At 68.6% G+C, this 18,176-nt stretch carries 11 protein-coding genes and 2 pseudogenes; 9 read left to right on the top strand and 4 right to left on the bottom strand.

Translation table 11 applies throughout. The annotated features are described in order from the left end of the window. Positions 1–52: 52 nt before the first annotated feature. Positions 53–364: pseudogene (locus WS75_RS34795) on the top strand ((2Fe-2S)-binding protein); the annotation flags it as partial. 190 nt (positions 365–554) lie between these two features. On the opposite strand, the gene WS75_RS27500 reads toward WS75_RS34795, so the two are convergent. Further along, positions 555–1,811 (bottom strand): MFS transporter, encoded by a 1,257-nt coding sequence (locus tag WS75_RS27500; protein WP_059685278.1) that lies wholly within the window; start codon positions 1,809–1,811, stop codon positions 555–557. A 108-nt stretch (positions 1,812–1,919) separates the two neighbouring features. On the opposite strand from WS75_RS27500, the gene WS75_RS27495 reads away from it, so the two are divergent. Together WS75_RS27495 and WS75_RS35000 are read left to right on the top strand one after the other, a co-directional pair. Then, entirely contained in the window at positions 1,920–2,966 is a 1,047-nt protein-coding gene (locus tag WS75_RS27495) for a LysR substrate-binding domain-containing protein (RefSeq protein WP_059685275.1), read from the top strand. A 3-nt stretch (positions 2,967–2,969) separates the two neighbouring features. Then, a pseudogene (locus tag WS75_RS35000) lies at positions 2,970–3,155 on the top strand (PIN domain nuclease); the annotation flags it as partial. 63 nt (positions 3,156–3,218) lie between these two features. On the opposite strand, the gene dapA reads toward WS75_RS35000, so the two are convergent. Further along, positions 3,219–4,112, bottom strand: coding sequence for a 4-hydroxy-tetrahydrodipicolinate synthase (gene dapA / locus WS75_RS27490; RefSeq protein WP_059685273.1), 894 nt, complete (start codon positions 4,110–4,112; stop codon positions 3,219–3,221). Between the two features lie 452 nt (positions 4,113–4,564). Here dapA and WS75_RS27485 point away from each other — a divergent pair, with 452 nt between their 5' ends. Together WS75_RS27485 and WS75_RS27480 are read left to right on the top strand one after the other, a co-directional pair. Continuing rightward, positions 4,565–5,584 (top strand): sulfate ABC transporter substrate-binding protein, encoded by a 1,020-nt coding sequence (locus WS75_RS27485; protein WP_059685271.1) that lies wholly within the window; start codon positions 4,565–4,567, stop codon positions 5,582–5,584. A 155-nt stretch (positions 5,585–5,739) separates the two neighbouring features. Continuing rightward, complete coding sequence (locus WS75_RS27480; protein WP_059685269.1) at positions 5,740–6,708, top strand: ion channel; 969 nt, start codon at positions 5,740–5,742, stop codon at positions 6,706–6,708. A 77-nt stretch (positions 6,709–6,785) separates the two neighbouring features. On the opposite strand, the gene WS75_RS27475 is transcribed toward WS75_RS27480, so the two are convergent. Beyond that, the gene (locus tag WS75_RS27475; RefSeq protein WP_059685267.1) at positions 6,786–7,400 is read right to left on the bottom strand and encodes a glutathione S-transferase family protein; all 615 of its coding nucleotides are present in this window, start codon (positions 7,398–7,400) and stop codon (positions 6,786–6,788) included. Between the two features lie 409 nt (positions 7,401–7,809). Here WS75_RS27475 and WS75_RS27470 point away from each other — a divergent pair, with 409 nt between their 5' ends. Both WS75_RS27470 and WS75_RS27465 read left to right on the top strand, forming a co-directional pair. Then, positions 7,810–8,367, top strand: coding sequence for a sugar O-acetyltransferase (locus WS75_RS27470; RefSeq protein WP_059685265.1), 558 nt, complete (start codon positions 7,810–7,812; stop codon positions 8,365–8,367). A gap of 1,962 nt (positions 8,368–10,329) precedes the next feature. Then, positions 10,330–13,902, top strand: a complete 3,573-nt coding sequence (locus tag WS75_RS27465; RefSeq protein ID WP_059685263.1) for an indolepyruvate ferredoxin oxidoreductase family protein — start codon at positions 10,330–10,332, stop codon at positions 13,900–13,902. Between the two features lie 90 nt (positions 13,903–13,992). Here WS75_RS27465 and WS75_RS27460 read toward each other — a convergent pair whose 3' ends face one another. Further along, on the bottom strand, positions 13,993–15,660 hold the full coding sequence (locus tag WS75_RS27460; RefSeq protein ID WP_059685261.1) for a Na+/H+ antiporter: 1,668 nt from the start codon (positions 15,658–15,660) through the stop codon (positions 13,993–13,995). A gap of 292 nt (positions 15,661–15,952) precedes the next feature. On the opposite strand from WS75_RS27460, the gene WS75_RS27455 reads away from it, so the two are divergent. Together WS75_RS27455 and WS75_RS27450 are read left to right on the top strand one after the other, a co-directional pair. Beyond that, entirely contained in the window at positions 15,953–17,239 is a 1,287-nt protein-coding gene (locus tag WS75_RS27455) for a sensor domain-containing phosphodiesterase (RefSeq protein WP_059685259.1), read from the top strand. A gap of 76 nt (positions 17,240–17,315) precedes the next feature. Beyond that, entirely contained in the window at positions 17,316–18,041 is a 726-nt protein-coding gene (locus WS75_RS27450) for a copper homeostasis protein CutC (RefSeq protein ID WP_059685258.1), read from the top strand. Positions 18,042–18,176 lie beyond the last annotated feature (135 nt).

Genomic DNA, 18,176 nt, shown 5'->3' with positions numbered 1-18,176 from the left:
GGATGCGGATGCTGCACGCATTAGCATGCGCGTGCGGCGCGACGAACGGGGGCTCGCGGTGATGCACGGAGGCGCGCGGATCACGACCGTCGAGGGGCGCGCACGCGGCGGCGTGTTGAGCCCGGTGCAGCACGCATTCATCTAACACGATGCATGTCAGTGCGGCTACTGCACGTCCGGTCGGCTCTGCTGCGCGACCGCGCTGCGCGACGCGTTCGCGGCGGGTGCCGCGAGCGCTGCCATCGGCGACGTGCGGCAGCGTTCCGTGCAACTGTCGGACGCCGAGATTCGCGAGCGCATGAGCGGCAACCTGTGTCGCGGCGGCGCGTATCCGAACATCGTCGCCGCCGTGCGCGCCGCGCACGTAACCACCACGTTTGCACGGGAGGGCAACGCGGTCAAAGCGATCACATGCGAACGCGCAACGGATGTCGCACGGTGCCGTGCGGGCGGCGCAGCGGCCGCTCGGCGCGCGCTGGCCCGCGAGACGGGACGACGGCGGGCCTGCGTCGCGGCATGGACAGCGGCGTCCGCGTGTTTCGCGCGATGGCTCGCTATCGGGCAAACAGCGGCCAGGTCGCACCCGCGATCAGCGCGGCCGCGAGCCAGACCACGCTCCACGAACTGACGGCGAGCAGCGGCGGAATCGCGAGCGGCGTCGCGAACAGCCCGAGATAGACGATCGTGTTCGCCATCCCGAGCGCGGTGCCTGCGTGGTTCGCGCCCGCGAGCGTCGCGAGTTCGGTATACGCGACGCCGTGCCAGGCCGACACGCAGATGCCGGCGAACACGAGGATCGCGACGATCGCGGCGAGCGGTACCTGCGGGCTGCCGGCGGTCGCGGCCGCGAGCAGTGCGAACGATCCGGCCGCGACGCAGACCGACCCGCGCAGGTACGCACGCCGGTTGCCGTGCCGGTCGGTATGGCGGCCGCTCCACACGCGCATCACCATTGCGCCGAGCTGCAGCGCCACCATCGCCGCGCTGATGCCGGCGAGGCCGAGCCGGCCGAAATCGTGCAAGAACACGGTCGCGAACGTGAGCACCGCGAACTGCGGCGCACACAGCGCGCCGATGCCGAGCACGATGCGCCACACACGGCCGTTCGCAAGCGGACTGCGCGCGGGCGCGGCCGGCTGCTGTTGCGCGACAGGGCGGTGCGTGCCGGCCGGCGCGTCGGGCGGTTCGTGCAGCCAGCGCCACGTTAGCGCGGCCGATCCGGCGCACAGCAGCATCAACGCGCCGTACACCGCGGCGAAGCCGGCATGCGACGCGAGCGACGGCAGCAGCGCCGCGCCGACGCCGCCGCCGAGCGGCACGGCCGTTTGGCGGATGCTCATCGCGAGCCCGCGTTCGCGCTCGCCGAACCAGCGCATCACCGCGCGTCCGCTCGATCCGTTCACGCTGCCGCCGAGCAGGCCGACGCAGCACATTGCCGCGACGACGCGCATGAGCGGCGGCACCGCGTGCGCGGTCGGGACGATCGCGGCCACCATCAGCGCAAGCATCGCGGCCGTCGCGACGAGGCCGGTGAGCAGCACGCGGCGATCGCCGAAACGGTCGGCGGCGATCCCCCACGGCAACTCCGAGAGCGCGACGCCGAAGCCGAGCGCGCCGAGCACGAGGCCGAGCGCGCCGTTGTCGAGGTGATAGGCCGAGCGCATCCACACGGCGGTGGTCGGAATGCCGGCCGCGGCCGCGGAAAAGCTCATGTTCGCGGCGACGCCGGCCGCAAGCACGCGCCAGCGGTGGGCCGGGCCACGCGCGGCGTGCGCGGGCGAGGACGGGGAAGCGAGGCAGGAAGTATCCATGGCGACAGGGCCCGTTCTGGAAATTGACATCGTCAGTGTGGCGATCTACATTCATCCCGAAAATCGGAAAGTTTTTGATGAATCGTTCGATAAAACGGGATGGTTAAGATGTCCGGACAAGACAATGCCCGCGGTGCGGTCGCGCCCGCGGCACCCGACGCCGCGCTGGCCCGGCCGAACTTCGACGTCGCGGCGTTGCGCAGCCTGGTGGCGGGCGTGGATCTCGGCAGCTTCGCGAAGGCCGCCGATCGCGTCGCGCGTTCGTCGTCGGCGGTGAGCGCGCAGATCCGCAAGCTCGAGGAACAGGCCGGCACGCCGTTGTTCGTGAAGGCCGGGCGCGGGCTCGCGCTGACCGACGCCGGCGACGCGATGCTGCGCTATGCGCGGCGGATGATCGAGTTGAACGATGAAGCGGCCGCGGCGGTGCGCGGCGTGAATCTCGACGGCTGGGTGCGCGTCGGCCTGCAGGAGGACTTCGGCGAAGCGATCCTGCCCGACGTGCTCGGGCGTTTCGCGCGGGCGCATCCAAAGGTGAGGATCGAGGCGCGCGTCGCGCGCAATGCCGAGTTGCTCGAGCGGCTGGATGCGAACCAGCTCGATCTCGCGCTCGTGTGGGGCGACCCGGCGTCGGCGATGCTGGTGTCGCGCGCGGGCATCGACAGCGACACGATCGCGCAGGTGCCGATGCAGTGGATCGCGGCGGTCGGCGCGAGCGGCTTCGGCATGCCGGACGGCGACGGGCCGGCGGAGGCGGATGATGACGGCGGCGCGCGTCTTCGTGCGATGCGCGCGTCAGGCGAGCCGCTGCCGCTCGTCGTGTTCGACCGGCCGTGCCGCTTCTTCGGCGCGGCGACCGATGCGCTCGATCGTGCGGACGTGCCGTGGCGCGTCGCGTTCACGACGCCGAGCCTGGCCGGGCTGTGGGCCGCGGCGGCGGCCGGCCTCGGGCTGACGGTGCGCTCGCACTACGGGCTGCCCGCGTCGGTGCGCGTGCTCGACGCGGCGTCGTCCGGGCTGCCGGCGCTCCCGAGCCTGCCGCTGATGCTGCTGCGGCGAACGTCGTCGGCGACGCCGACCGTCGAGCGGCTCGCGCGGATCGTCACGCAGGCGGTGCGGGACGCGACGGCGGGGGAGGGGGCGGCGCTCGCGGCGTGACTCGGCGTCCGGCAAGGCGAACTGCCGGTTCGCGCCGTGCACGGGGCTGCAGTGCATGATGTGTGGCACCATCATCGCGACCCGTTCGATCGCTTGCTCGTCGCGCGAGCTCGGCATGAACCGCTGAAACGCGTGACGGCCGACGCCCAGCTTGCACGCTACGGCCTGTCTCTGGTTCCGACTGCTTGAAACACTCCGGGTGCAGAACGCGCTGGTTGCCGAGCCGAGCCGAATCGAGCAGCGAGCCGCTGCCTAAGCAACGGCAATGTCCGGCGCGATCTCGTCGAGTGCCGCAAGCGTCGCTGCCAGCCGCTCCCGCAACCCCTCGCTCGCCGGCATGAACGGCAACCTCAACCCGTCTTCGCACCACCCTTGCGCGGCCAGCACCGCCTTCACCGGTGCCGGATTCGGCTCCGCGAACAGTGCCGCGACGAGCGGCTGCAGCGCGACCGACAGCCGCCGCGCGTCGGCGAGCCGGCCGTCGCGCAGCAGCGCATGAATGCGCACATGCCATTCGGGCAACACATGCGCGCTGCTGGCGATCGCGCCGTGCGCACCGGCACACAGCGCGGCGAAGTTCTGGTTGTCGTCGCCGGAGAGGATCGCGAGCGGCGTGTCGTGCACGAGCCGGCTCAGCCGGTCGAGCGTCCCGCCGCACTCCTTGATGCCCGCGACGCGCGGATCGCGCGCGAGCGCCTGCAGCGTTTCCAGTTCGACGTTCACGCCGGTGCGGTACGGAATGTTGTAGACGAGCACCGGCAGGTCGGCCGCATCGACGATCGCTTCGACGTGGCGGCGGATTCCGTCCTGCGTCGGCCGCACGTAGACGGGCGGCGTGACGAGTAGCCCATCGGGGCGCAGCGCGGCGAGTTCGCGTGCGCGGGCGGCTGCGAAGTGCGTTGCGCTCGCGGTGAGCCCGACGACGATCGGCAGGCGGGGGACGGCGTCGCGCAGCGTCGCGAACACGGCGTCCTGTTCGCGCGCGTCGAGCAGCACGCCTTCACCGGTCGTCGCGCCCGCGACGAAACCCGCGATGCCCGCCGTCGCATAGTGACGCGCGAGCCGCGCGAGCGCGCCGTGGTCGACCTCGCCGTCGTGGAACGGCGTGATGAGCGGCAGCCAGATACCTTCGAAACGTGCTTGCATGAAAAACCTCAGGGTGGAAACGGAGTGGGAAGGAACCGTTCCGCCGGCGGTGTGCCGGAGCGAGGCGTGCAAGCAAGAAGATGAAAACGACCTGCGTGCATCCCGTCCGGCATTCGCCTGACGGGACGCGACGTCCCCGTCAGTCGAGGAGTCGTTTTTTCAGTTTCAGCCCGGCCGCGCGCGCGCCTGCCGCGATGGCGGCAAGGATCGAGGGCGAGCGCAGGACAGCGGACATGGATGAACCGTGAAAAGGGCTGAGCGGCGATCTTAACATCGGATCCGGCGCGTATGCGAGCGACGCGCGCCGTTTAGCAGGATTCGAGATTAGCTTTGCACGACAGATTGGAAAGCGCGCGGCGTCCGGCCGCTAGAATGCCCGCTTACGTTTGGATGACAGCGCGTACGCGTGCCGTCACGCACATTCACCACCACTGGAAACGGGGCATATCACGATGGCAAGCATCAACGGGATCGGCCGCTGGCTGCACACGGGCGCCGCGGCGGCGCTGGTCGTGGCGGCAACGGCCGCGCACGCGGACACGTCGATCCTGAACGTGTCGTACGATGTGACGCGCGAGTTGTACAAGGACATCAACACGAGCTTCGCGGCCGCGTACAAGCAGCAGACAGGCGAAACCGTGACGATCAAGCAGTCGCACGGCGCGTCGAGCGCGCAGGCGCTGTCGGTGCTGCAGGGGCTGCAGGCCGACGTCGTGACGATGAACCAGCCGAACGACATCGACCTGCTCGCCGAGCGCGGCCAGCTGCTGCCGAAGGACTGGCGCGCGCGCTTCCCGGACAACAGCTCGCCGTACTCGACGACGATGGTGTTCCTCGTGCGCAAGGGCAACCCGAAGGCGATCAAGGACTGGAGCGATCTCGCGAAGCCGGGCGTGCAGGTGATCATCGCGAACCCGAAGACGTCGGGCAACGGCCGCTACGCGTACCTCGCCGCATGGGGCTACCAGAAGCAGAAGGGCGCGACCGATCAGCAGGCGCTCGACTTCGAGAAGGCGGTGTTCCGCAACGTGCCGGTGCTGGACTCGGGCGGCCGCGGCGCGACGACGACCTTCACGCAGCGCGGGATCGGAGACGTGCTCGTCACGTTCGAGAACGAGGTCGCGCTGATGGACTCGGGCGCGTCGGGGGCGGAATTCGATGCCGTGTACCCGTCGGCGAGCATCCTCGCGGAGCCGCCCGTCGCCGTCGTCGACAAGGTCGTCGACAAGAAGGGCACGCGCAAGGTCGCGCAGGCGTATCTCGACTACCTGTACACGCCGCAGGCGCAGGAGATCATCGCGCGGCACCATCTGCGCCCGCGCGACGCGACCGTGCTGAAGAAGCATGCGGCCGAGTTCAAGCCGCTGAAGACGTTCAGCGTCGAGCAGGTTTTCGGCAGCTGGGCGAACGCGCAGAAGACCCACTTCGCCGACGGCGGCACGTTCGACCGCGTGATCGTCGATCGCAAGTAAGCACGCCGCACGCCGCGCGCGTGCGGTCAGATGACCGCGAAACCGGCCGCTCATGCGGCCGTTTTTTTGCGCGTCGCGCGGAAAGCCCGCTCCGCATTCCCGGCCGCCGCCTTCGCGTGCTACGCTCATCGCCTCCCTGCTTCAGGCCTTGCGCGATGAACGTCGATCCGTCCTCTCCAGCTTCCCGCAGCCGTGGCCGCAAGCTCTGGTCGGGCACCCGGCCCGTGATTGCATACGGGATGCCGCCGCTCGGCTGGCGCGACCTCTATCACCGTGCGCTGACGGTGAGTTGGCCCGTATTCTTCCTGTCGCTCGCGATGCTGTTCCTGCTGCTCAACGGCGGCTTCGCGACGCTTTACCTGCTCGGCGACGCGCCGATCGCGAACCAGTCGCCGGCCGGGTTCGCCGGCGCATTCTTCTTCAGCGTCGAGACGCTCGCGACGGTCGGCTACGGCGACATGCATCCGCAGACCGTCTACGCGCATCTTGTCTCAACCTTCGAAATCTTCATCGGGATGTCGGGCATCGCGCTGGCGACCGGCCTCGTGTTCGCGCGGTTCTCGCGGCCGCAGGCGAAGATCCTGTTCGCGCGTTACGCGATCGTGCGCCCGCTGAACGGCAAGATGACGCTGATGGTGCGCGCCGCGAATGCGCGCCAGAACGTGATCGCCGAAGCGCAGGCGAAACTGCGGCTGATGCGCGTCGAAGGCACGCACGAGGGTTATACGCTGCGCAAGATCCACGACCTGCCGCTCGTGCGCAGCGAGCATCCGATCTTCCTGCTCGGCTGGAACCTGATGCACGTGATCGACGAAACGAGCCCGCTGTTCGGCGAGACCGCCGAGTCGCTCGCCGCGCACGACGCGTCGCTGTTGATCACGATCGAAGGTTCCGACGAGACGACCGCGCAAGTCATGCAGGCGCGCTACGCATGGGCGCATGCGGAGATCCGCTGGCGTCATCGCTATGTCGACCTGATGCACGACGAAGGTGGCATCACGCACATCGATTACACGCATTTTCACGAAGTCGTGCCGGTCGACGTCGATACCGACGAGCGCGGCTCGCCGGGCGTGGTGGTCGGAGCCGACGCGGCGACGCAGGCGCCCGGGCCGGCTGCGTGACGTCGGCGGCCGGCGCGAACGGCCGCCGGCATGCGTTCGCGGCTGTCGCGACCACCGAATGCCGTGCCGTTCATGCGTCACGCATGCAGCAGACGCGCCGCTTCCCGCTGTTCGATCACGACCGCGCGGCGATGGCCTTCGCGATCCTCGGCGCGCGCGACATAGTCGCCGAGCACGCCTTCGTGCGGCAGCAGGTGCGCGTCGAACGCGATCTTCAGCGTGCTGGCGAGCAACAGGTCGGCCGCGGTGAAATGATCGCCGACGAGCCAGCGATTGTGGGCGAGCGTTTGCGCGAGGGCGCGCTGCACGCGCGTGATGTTGCCCCAGCCGAAGGCGACCGGATTGCCCGATGCGCCGGTGAATTTCTCGGCCATCGCCGGTTCGAGGCAGGTGGGCGTGAAGAACATCCACTGCAGGAAGCGGCCACGCAGCGGATCGTTCGGCGCGATGCCGAGCCCGGCGCCCGGGCAGCGATCGGCGAGATAGAGCAGCACGGCACCGGATTCGGCGAACGGTTCGCTGCCGTCGTCGAGCGCGGGCAGCTTGGCCATCGGATTGACCTGGACGAACGCGTCGCTGCCCTGTTCGTGCGACCGCAGGTCGATCGGCACGAGCTCGTAGACGGCGCCGATTTCCTCCAGCATCCACAGCGCCCGGAATGCCCGGGTCTTCGGCCAGTAGTAGAGCTTCATCGCGCCTCCGCGTATCGGTGTGCGTGTCGTTCGGTGGATGCTCAAGCGTACCCGAGCGAGAGAGGTTCGGACAGGGGCGGAAGGTGCAAGCTGGGATCGGGTAACGCATGCCGCGCAAAGCCCGGTGTCGTCGAAGTTCATGAAATAACTAGTTATTGATTTACTAGTTGTGAACTGACGGATGAATGACCGGCCGACGCGGCCGCGACCGCGCTGGTCCGACGGCTGCGTCGGCGGCTGGTCGCGTGAGCCCCGACGATGGTCGCCGACGCGACGCGAAACACGACACGCCGACCACCCGTGCGGCGAACGAGTGATTGAATTGAAGGCCAGGCGATCGCATTCGGCGAGTCAGGCGCGGCGTGATGCGCCGCGTGCCGGTTCGATCGCATACGGAGAACATCAACGAATGGCGAACGACGATCGCACCACGATCATTCCCCGGCGCACGCCGCAATCGGTCGCGATGCGCACGGAGCTCAAGCGGACGATGGCGATCACGACGCGGCTCAACCGTCTGACGTTCGACGATGCGGACGAAGTCCGGGCATTGTTCGGGAAACTGATCGGCAAGCCGATGGACGACGGCTTCCTGCTGATCCCGCCGTTCTACGCGACGGGCGGCGCCGATACGCGGATCGGCCGCAATGTATTCGTCAACCAGAACTGCACGTTCTACGACCTCGGCGGCCTCGACATCGGCGACGACGTGATGATCGGCCCGAACGTCAGCCTCATCACGTCGGGCCATCCGCTCGAGCCATCCCGCCGACGCGACGCCGTCGTCGCCCGGCCGATCGGGATCGGGCGCAACGTGTGGATCGGCGCGGGCGCGACGATCATCGGCGGCGTGACGGTTGGCGAGAACTCGGTTGTCGGCGCAGGCTCCGTCGTAACGCGCGACGTTCCGCCGAATACGCTGGTCGGCGGAAACCCGGCGCGAATCATCCGTTCGATTGCCGAGTGAGGGCGCTTGCGGGCGCCGTCCGCTGCGGAGCGAATGTGGACAACCGGCCGCGCCGTTCACTCGAAATGCTGTGGATTCGAACGGTGAGCGTTCCGCCGGAGGCCGAATTTGCGCGGCTTTCCGGCATTTGGTGCCGATCGCCGGCAGGGGCGTGAGCCGACGTTGCCGATGCGCCGGCGGCAAATCTTCGCGCCGGGTCGGTTGTGGATATCCCGGCCCCGGAACCACTCGGCACGCTGTGCTTTTCACCGGTGAGTGCGACCTCGTGCGACCGGATGCGCGATGCGGGGTGTGGACAACCAGGTTCCCGACGACGAAAAAAGCTGTGCGATTGAACGGTGAGCGCCGTCGCCCGATTGCACGTGAGACTTGCCTGGCGCGGACTTTCAGGGCGTCGCGCGAAATCCGGAACGCCGCGCATTCTCACGGCGTGCGCGGATCGGCGACAGGCCCGCACCCGTATCATGGTGTGGATATCCTGCCGCAGGCTTCACTCGAATCGCTGTGTATTTCGATGGTGAGCGTTGGCTTGTGCGCCGGTTTCTGATCGTCGATTGCGGCTTCGAGGGTCGCGCATTCTAACCGCACTCGCGATCGCGCGTTTCATTCGAGTGTGTGCCGCGATGTGGATATCCGGTCGCCGAGACCAGTCTACGTGCTGTGTATTTCAGCGGTGAGGGCGGGCGTGTGCTGCTCGGCCGCGTCGGTGTGAGGCCGGATCTACGGGCCTCGGCGGGGTTGCGGGCGCTGCTGTTCATGGCTGAATCGGCGACTGCGTGCGATACCGTGCCGACGCTCACCGTTGAATTTCACAGCGTTTCGAGTGGTCGTGAGTTGGGCTGTCCGTACGCGGGGCGGCGTCCTCGTTCGATCGCCGTGCCACTGCTCACCGTCGGAATTCACAGCGTTTCGAGTCGTCGTGGATCGCGTTGTTCACACCGGAATCTGCGCCCTCATTTGATCGACGGCTGCCGCTCACCATCGAATTTCACAGCGTTTCGAGTTGTCGCGGGTTGGGTTGTCCACACCTGAATCGACATCCTCGTTCGATTGCGTGCCGGTGCTCACCATCGAAATTCACAGGGTTTTTAGTGTCTGGTGGTGGCGATGTCCACACGCGGATCTGCGCCTCGTTCCGCCGCGCGACGGCATGCGCCGATGAACCCCAAAGCCTTGTCAGTGCTCGCGCACGGACGCCCATCCGCGCCGAAGCCGGCCGGCACCCGACACGTGCTTGCCGGGCCCGCGCTTGCATTGCCGCGACGACAGGACCGCGCTGCGGAGCAACGCAAGGGCGGAAAGCGGTGTGGATATCGCACCGCCGCACCGACTCGCAAATCTGTGCATCCGACAGGTGAGAGCGAGCGTCGCAGCGGCCGGATAGGGATCGGGCGGTGTGGATATCTCCCGCCGACATCGACTCGTCTTGCTGTGGATTTCAACGGTGAGCGCCGGCATCCGCTCGAACCGCGGGCCGAAGGAGGTGTGGACATCCGGCCTTCGACGCGACTCGAAACCCTGTGCAATCGACCGGTGAGCGCGCCCGCCCGTTTCGCCCGCAGTCCCCGGCGTTGTGGACATCCCGCATCCGCGACCAATCCGAACGCTGTGCATCCGATGGGTGAGGACGCGCCTGTTCTGCCGCGCGAACCCTTGCCGCACGGCCCGCGAGCGCCCACCGCCGCGCGCGCGGGCTGCCTCCGGCCGATCCCCGCGTTTTCGAGGCAACCGCTTCGCCCACGCCGAGATGCCTGCAGAAGCCGTCCGCCACCCCGCGCGAAAACTCTCTCAATTCCCGGCCAAAACCTGCGCAGTTTTTCTCACTCCGGTGCCGTTCGAGCAAGATGAGGAAAAACTTTCTCGTCTCCCCGCGAAAAAATAGAGCCATCCAGTTGGCCCCGGCCGGCGTCGCTCGACGCCCCCGATGCGCAGCCCAGAACACACAATCAGGAGACATCCCCCATGACCGCCCGACTGCCCGTTGACGGCACGCCCGCGCTATCCGACTACCGCCTGACCGACAACCTGACCGCCACGCGCGGCCGGATCTTCCTGACCGGCACGCAGGCGCTGGTACGCCTGATGCTGATGCAGCGCGCGTCCGACACCGCGCAGGGCCTGAACACGGCCGGCTTCGTCAGCGGCTATCGCGGCTCGCCGCTCGGCATGGTCGACCAGCAGCTATGGAAGGCGAAGAAACTGCTCGACGGCAGCGGGGTGCGCTTCCTGCCCGCGATCAACGAGGAACTCGGCGGTACCGCGGTGCTCGGAACGCAGCGCGTCGAAGCCGACCCGGAGCGCACCGTCGATGGCGTGTACGCGATGTGGTACGGCAAGGGCCCCGGCGTCGACCGCGCCGGCGACGCGCTGAAGCACGGCAACGCCTATGGCTCGTCGCCGCACGGCGGCGTGCTGGTGGTGGCGGGCGATGACCATGGCTGCGTGTCGTCGTCGATGCCGCACCAGAGCGACTTCGCGATGATCGCGTGGCACATGCCGGTCGTGAACCCGTCGAACATCGCGGACATGCTCGAGTTCGGGCTGTACGGCTGGGCGCTGTCGCGCTTCTCGGGCGCGTGGGTCGGCTTCAAGGCGATCTCGGAGACCGTCGAGTCGGGCTCGACCGTCGATCTCGACGCGCTGCAGACGCAATGGCCGGCGCCGGCGGGCTTCACGCCGCCGGCGGGCGGTCTGCACAACCGCTGGCCCGACCTGCCGAGCCTCACGATCGAGGCGCGCCTCGCGGCGAAGCTCGACGCGGTGCGCCATTTCGCGCGCACCAACAGCATCGACAAGTGGATCGCGCCGAGCGCGCACGCGAACGTCGGCATCGTCACGTGCGGCAAGGCGCACCTCGACCTGATGGAAGCGCTGCGCCGGCTCGACCTCACCGTCGCCGACCTGGAAGCGGCCGGCGTGCGGATCTACAAGGTCGGCCTGTCGTATCCGCTCGAGATGACGCGGATCGAAACCTTCGTCGACGGCCTGTCGGAAGTGCTCGTCATCGAAGAGAAGGGCCCGGTGATCGAGCAGCAGATCAAGGACTACCTGTACAACCGCGCGGACGGTGCGCGCCCGCGCGTGCTCGGCAAGCACGATGCCGAAGGCGCGTGCCTGCTGTCCGAGCTCGGCGAGCTGCGTCCGTCGCGCATTCTGCCGGTGTTCGCCACCTGGCTCGCGCGCCACAAGCCGGCGCTCGATCGCCGCGAGCGCGTCGTCGATCTCGTCGCGCCGCAGATCCTGTCGAACGAGGCGGACGCGGTGAAGCGCACGCCGTACTTCTGCTCCGGCTGCCCGCACAACACGTCGACGAAGGTGCCCGAAGGCTCGATCGCGCAGGCCGGCATCGGCTGCCACTTCATGGCGTCGTGGATGGAGCGCGACACGACCGGGCTGATCCAGATGGGCGGCGAGGGCGTCGACTGGGCCGCGCACGCGATGTTCACGAACACGAAGCACGTGTTCCAGAACCTCGGCGACGGCACCTACTTCCACTCGGGCATCCTCGCGATCCGCCAGGCCGTCGCGGCGAAAGCGAACATCACGTACAAGATCCTCTACAACGATGCGGTCGCGATGACGGGCGGCCAGCCGGTCGACGGCAGCATCTCGGTGCCGCAGATCGCACGGCAGGTCGAGGCGGAAGGCGTGTCGCGCTTCGTCGTGGTGTCCGACGAACCGGAGAAGTACGACGGCCATCACGGCCTGTTCCCGAAGGGCACGACGTTCCATCACCGCAGCGAACTCGACGCGGTGCAGCGCGAGCTGCGCGAGACGCCGGGCGTCACCGTGCTGATCTACGACCAGACCTGCGCGGCCGAGAAGCGCCGCCGCCGCAAGAAGGGCGAGTTCCCCGACCCGGACAAGCGCCTGTTCATCAACGACGCGGTGTGCGAAGGCTGCGGCGACTGCGGCGTGCAGTCGAACTGCCTGTCGGTCGAGCCGCTCGAGACGCCGCTCGGCCGCAAGCGCCGCATCGATCAGTCGTCGTGCAACAAGGACTACTCGTGCGTGAACGGTTTTTGTCCGAGCTTCGTGACGGTCGAAGGCGCGGCGCTGAAGAAGGCCGCGGGCGCGGCGTTCGACGAAGCGGCGCTCGCCGTGCGCGTCGACGCGCTGCCGGTGCCCGCGACGCATCTCGACGCGGCGCCGTACGACATGCTCGTCACGGGCGTGGGCGGCACCGGCGTCGTGACGGTCGGCGCGCTGATCAGCATGGCCGCGCACCTCGAAGGCAAGAGCGCGTCGGTGCTCGATTTCATGGGCTTCGCGCAGAAGGGCGGTTCGGTGCTGTCGTTCGTGCGGATCGCGTCGAGCGACCGGTGGCTCAACCAGGTGCGCATCGACACGCAGCAGGCCGACGTGCTGCTCGCGTGCGACATGGTCGTCGGCGCGAGCGCCGAGGCGCTGCAGACGGTGCGCCATGAGCGCACGCGGATCGTCGTCAACACGCACCGGATTCCGAACGCGTCGTTCGTGCAGAACCCCGACGCGAACCTGCACGCGGATGCGCTGCTCGAAAAAATGCACCATGCGGCCGGTGAAGGCTACCTGTCGAGCTGCGACGCTCAGGCGCTCGCCGCGAAATTCCTCGGCGATTCGATCGGCGCGAACATCCTGATGCTCGGCTACGCATGGCAGCTCGGCCTCGTGCCGGTGTCGCTCGCCGCGATGATGCGCGCGATCGAGCTGAACAACGTCGCGGTGCCGATGAACAAGCTCGCGTTCGCGATCGGCCGAATGGCGGCCGGCGACGCGGCGGGCCTCGATGCGTTGTGGAACGCGCGCCACGCGGTGGCCACGCACGCCGCGCCGGAAACGCTTGCAGAACTGATCGCCGATCGCGAAGCGCGTCTCGACGCATACGGCGGCGCGCGCTACGTCGAGCGCTACCGTGCGCTCGTGAACGCGGCAGCCGCGAAGGGCGACGACGCGCTGACACGCGCGGTCGCCACGACGTTCTACCGGCTGCTCGCGGTGAAGGACGAATACGAGGTCGCGCGGCTTTTCACGGACGACGCGTTCCGCACGGCGCTCGAGGCGCAGTTCGAAGGCGTGCCGGGGCAGGCGTATCGCGTGAAGTTCAACCTGGCGCCGCCGACGGTCGCGAAGGCCGGGCGCGACGGCAGTGTGCCGAAGAAGCGCGTGTTCGGCCAGTGGATGTGGCCGGTGTTCGGCATGCTGGCGCGCGTGCGCAGCCTGCGCGGCACGTGGCTCGATCCGTTCGGCCGCACCGTCGAGCGCAAGATGGAGCGCGCACTCGCCGACGACTACGAGACGACGCTCACGCGTGCGCTCGCCGCGATGACCACCGGCAATGCGGCGCAGGTCACGCAGCTTGCTGATCTTCACGCCCGCGTGCGCGGCTTCGGTCACGTGAAGGTGCGCAACCTCGCGGGCGTGAAGCGCGCGGAGCGCGAGTTCGCGCTGCAGCTCGGCATCGAAGCGGCGACGAGCGCGGCCGTGCAGCACGCGCTCGACGAGATGAAGGGCGCGGGGATGCTGAAGGGGATTCCGGTCGTCGTCGCGAAGTAACGCGAACACGGACGGATGTGAAAACGGCGACGCCTGCGCGTCGCCGTTTTCTTGTCGGGAAGCCGCGCAATCGCGCCGCGGCGCAGCCGCTCAGATGATCCCTTTCTTGCGCGTCGACAGCGCCGTTTCCGACAGATCGATCTCGCGGATGAGCTTAGTCAGCGTCTCGTCGGAAATCTTGCTTTCGCTGCGCAGCCGGTACAACACCGAACGTTCCGCGCGCACCGCCGCGATCCGCATCTGCAGTTCCATCGTTTCGGTCTGCTTGGCTTCCGCGCGCGGCGTCGGGCCGTCCTCGGCGAGCGCGGCGAGGCGGCGGCGATACTGGTCCATCACGCGCGCGGAGATGTCCGCGCAGCGCGCGGCGCCCGATTCGTCGAGATCGGCCGAGATCGCGTCGTGCGACGAGTCGATCGCGCGAATCGCGGCCTGCGCGGCGGTTGCGCGCGCGGTGCGCTCCTCGTCGGCGAGCGGGTTGCGCGTCGAGCGCACGCCGCGCAGCAGCAACGGCAGGCCGATCACCGCCACGACCAGCGAACCGAGGATCACCGCCGACGCGACGAAGATCGCGGTGTCGCGCCCCGGCAGCGGCGCGCCGTCGGCGAGCGCGACGGGGATCGACAGCACGCCGGCGAGCGTGACCGCGCCGCGCACGCCGCCGACCGTCATCACCGCGATCGTGCGCACGCCGGCCATCGTGCCCGCGAGGCCGTGGCGCGCGGCGCGGCGGCTCGCGATCCAGCGCAGCAGCCAGACCCACAGGAAGCGGATCGCGTACAGCGCGAGCATCATCGCGCATACGTTGAAGATCATCCGGCCGACGAGCGCGTCGCTCGTGTGATGCGCGTCGACGAGCGCGCGGCCGATGATGTGCGGCAGCTGCAGCCCGAGCATGATGAACACCATGCCGTTGAACACGAACTCGATCATCGCCCACGTGCTTTCGGCCCGCACGCGCGACGCGACCGTGCTTTTGCGGGAGAAGCTCGTGTAGTTCATCATCATCCCGGCCGACACGGCTGCGAGCACGCCCGACAGTTCGAGGTGCTCGGCGAACAGATAGGCGGCGAACGGCACGAGCAGCGTCATCACGATGCCGGGGGCCGGATCGCCTTCCTGCTCGGCGTTCAGGAAGCGCGTCGACAGCGCGCTGAACACCCACGACACGATCGCGCCCGTCGCGAGCCCGCCGGCGGCGACGATCAAGAACGTGATCGACGCATCGCGCAGCGAGAACACGCCGGTGAGCGCAGCCGCGACCGCGAACTTCAGCGCGACCAGGCCCGACGCGTCGTTCATCAGCGCCTCGCCTTCGAGGATGTGCATCAGTTGCGGCGGAATCCGCCCCTTGCCGGCGATGCCTGACAGCGCGACCGCGTCGGTGGGCGACAGCACGGCGGCGAGCGCGAACGCGATCGGCAGCGGCAACTCGGGTATCAGCCAGTGCGCGAAGTACCCGACTGCGAGTACCGTCATGAACACGAGCCCGAACGCGAGCATCAGGATCGCGCGGCGCTGCAGGTACAGCTCGCGTTTCGGAATCCGCCAGCCGTCCGCGAACAGCAGCGGCGGAATGAACAGCAGCATGAAGATTTCGGGATCGAACGTGACGTGCAGGTTCAGCTTCGGCCACGCGAGCATCGCGCCGAACGCGATCTGCATCAGCGGCAGCGGCAATCGCAGCGGCAGGATGCGCGTGACCGCGCCGGACAGCGCCACGGTCAGCAGCAGGATCAGGACTGTGAAAACGATTTCCATCGATACGGCAGTTGTGGAGAATGAAACGACCGTACGAAGTTTAGCGTGATGGCCTGACGGGTGCGCTCGAGCGCCCCGGTGCGCATGCACGAAAACGGTGCATCCGCACCGGCGCCACGCTGGTGCAGCGGCGCCGCACGTATGCGTGGCGCGTGGTTCAAGGGCTTGCACGGAGCTTGCTTGATGCTTGTGTACCGTCCGGCACCGGCCGGACAACCGAGGATTCCACCATGACATTGCGTGCGCCGTTTCAAGCACCCGCCGCGTTCGGCTGCATCACCAGGAGGGCGCCATGACGATCGTGCAACAGGAGCGTCCGGCCACCGCTTCGCCGTATCGTTTCGAGCGGGAGATGAGCTCCGGCCTCGAACGCCTTGCGACGCAGCATCGCGACTTGACGCTCACGACCGTGTTTCAGCCGATCTTCAGCCTGTCGCACCAGCGTGCCGTGGGCTACGAGGCGCTATTGCGCGCCCATGACGCGCTCGACCGCGCGGTGTCGCCGCTCGACGTGTTCGGCGAGGCCGCGCGCCAGGGCGAACTGCTGCAGCTCGACCGGCTCGCGCAGGCGCTGCATCTCGAGAACTTCGCGCTGCTCGGCGCCGAGCGCGAATGGCTGTTCCTCAACGTGCATCCCGGCGTGCTCACCGACCCGTTCCAGGCCGCGGCGCTGCTCGCGAACCTGAAGCGGATCGGCATGCCGCCGCGCCGCGTCGTGCTCGAAGTGCTCGAGCAGCGCGCGGACGACATCGAGCGGCTCGCCGAAGCCGTGCGCGAATTCCGCGCGCAGGGCTTCCTGATCGCGCTCGACGATTTCGGCGCCGGCCACTCGAACCTCGAGCGGATCTGGCAGTTGAACCCGGACATCGTGAAACTCGACCGGATCATGCTGTCGCACGCCGCGCACCGCACGGGGCTCACCGCGATCCTGCACGGGCTCATCACGCTGCTGCACGAGGCCGGCAAGCTCGTGCTCGTCGAGGGGATCGAGACCGAGCACGACGCACAGATCGCGCTGTCGTGCGAGGCGGATTTCGTGCAGGGCTATTACTTCGGCCGCCCGGCGCCCGGGCTGCCCGACAGCGCGACGGCGACCGGCTGCATCGGCGAGCTGACCGAGCGCTTTCGGCAACAAACCGAAGCGCGCGAGCGGCGCGATGCGCAGCGGCTCGCGCCGTACCTGCGTGCGTTCGAGCGTGCGGCCGAGCGGGTGGCGGCCGGCGAGCCGCTCGACGAGGTGTGCTGGAACTTCCTCGCCCTCGACGCCGCCGCGCGCTGCTTCCTGCTCGACGCGCGGGGCCGCCAGGCGGGCCGCAACGTCGTGCTGCGCGCGGACCGCGCGCTCGCCGAGGCGCGCTTCTCGCCGCTGTCCGACGCGCAGGGTGCGAACTGGCTGCGCAGGCCGTATTTCCGCACGGCGATCGCCGAGCCCGGACGTGTGCAGGTCACGCGCCCGTACCTGTCGATCAACGAGGCGCAGCCATGCGTGACGCTGTCGGTGGCCGTGCGCATCGGCGACGCGCAGCACGTGCTGTGCGGCGATATCGACTGGATCGACGAGGAAGCGGACGGCGCATAGCCACGGCGTCGCGCTGGCGCGGTTCGCGCCGCTCGGCTAGGATGCGCGAATTGTCCTGACGATTCGCGAGCCGCCGATGAGCCGAACCGCCGCTTCCTCCGTCCTCCTCGAAGTGATCGCCACCACCGTCGGTGACGCGAAGGCCGCCGCCCGCGCGGGCGCCGACCGCCTCGAACTCGTGACCGCCATCAGCGAAGGCGGGCTGACGCCGAGCATCGGCCTGATCGAGGCCGTCGTGGCCGCCGTGGCGATTCCGGTGAACGTGATCGTGCGGCCGCACAGCCGATCGTTCGTCTACGACACCGACGACCTGCGCGCGATCGAGCGCGACGTGCGCGCGGCTGTCGCGGCCGGTGCGAACGGCGTCGTGTTCGGCGCGCTCGATGCGCGCGGCGACGTCGATCTCGATGCGCTCGCGCGCGTCGCGGCAGCCGCGGACGGACGCGACCTGACGTTTCATCGTGCATTCGACGTGTCGCGCGACCTCAATGCCGCGTTCGACGCGCTGCTGCGCGTGCCGGCCGTCACGTCGGTGCTGACCTCGGGCGGCCATCCGTCGGTGCTGGACGCGGTCGCGACGATCACGCGGCTGGTGCGGCAGGCGGCGGGTTCGACCTGCACGGTGCTGGCCGGCTCGGGGCTCACGATCGACGCGGTGGGTGATTTCGTCCGCGCCACCGGCGTGCGCGCGGTGCATTTCGGCTCGGGCGTGCGGCCGCGCGGCGAGGTGCTGGCGCCCGTCGACGAACAGCGCGTCGAGCGCGTGCGCGCAGCGCTCGACGGCGCGGCGGCGCATGTGTGACGGGCGGTGCTGAACGCCGCGCGCTGACGATCGGGTGAAAAAAAGCCGGGGCATGCCCCTAATGCCGTTCAGTTAAGGTTCTTTCTGAGGAACCGGACAGCGTAACGAGCGGGACGGGACTTGACGGCCCGATCG

Origin of the sequence: Burkholderia sp. FL-7-2-10-S1-D7, assembly GCF_001524185.1 — a bacterium.
Classification (GTDB): domain Bacteria; phylum Pseudomonadota; class Gammaproteobacteria; order Burkholderiales; family Burkholderiaceae; genus Burkholderia; species Burkholderia diffusa.
This window is presented reverse-complemented; position numbering and strand designations above follow the sequence as displayed.

Bases quoted from the DNA above. Each gene is read 5' to 3' on its own strand.
- WS75_RS27460 (WP_059685261.1), bottom strand. From the start codon at position 15,660: ATGGAAATCGTTTTCACAGTCCTGATCCTGCTGCTGACCGTGGCGCTG.
- WS75_RS27495 (WP_059685275.1), top strand. From the start codon at position 1,920: ATGTCCGGACAAGACAATGCCCGCGGTGCGGTCGCGCCCGCGGCACCC.
- WS75_RS27485 (WP_059685271.1), top strand. From the start codon at position 4,565: ATGGCAAGCATCAACGGGATCGGCCGCTGGCTGCACACGGGCGCCGCG.
- WS75_RS27450 (WP_059685258.1), top strand. From the start codon at position 17,316: ATGAGCCGAACCGCCGCTTCCTCCGTCCTCCTCGAAGTGATCGCCACC.
- WS75_RS27465 (WP_059685263.1), top strand. From the start codon at position 10,330: ATGACCGCCCGACTGCCCGTTGACGGCACGCCCGCGCTATCCGACTAC.
- WS75_RS27475 (WP_059685267.1), bottom strand. From the start codon at position 7,400: ATGAAGCTCTACTACTGGCCGAAGACCCGGGCATTCCGGGCGCTGTGG.
- WS75_RS27470 (WP_059685265.1), top strand. From the start codon at position 7,810: ATGGCGAACGACGATCGCACCACGATCATTCCCCGGCGCACGCCGCAA.
- dapA (WP_059685273.1), bottom strand. From the start codon at position 4,112: ATGCAAGCACGTTTCGAAGGTATCTGGCTGCCGCTCATCACGCCGTTC.
- WS75_RS27480 (WP_059685269.1), top strand. From the start codon at position 5,740: ATGAACGTCGATCCGTCCTCTCCAGCTTCCCGCAGCCGTGGCCGCAAG.
- WS75_RS27455 (WP_059685259.1), top strand. From the start codon at position 15,953: ATGACGATCGTGCAACAGGAGCGTCCGGCCACCGCTTCGCCGTATCGT.
- WS75_RS27500 (WP_059685278.1), bottom strand. From the start codon at position 1,811: ATGGATACTTCCTGCCTCGCTTCCCCGTCCTCGCCCGCGCACGCCGCG.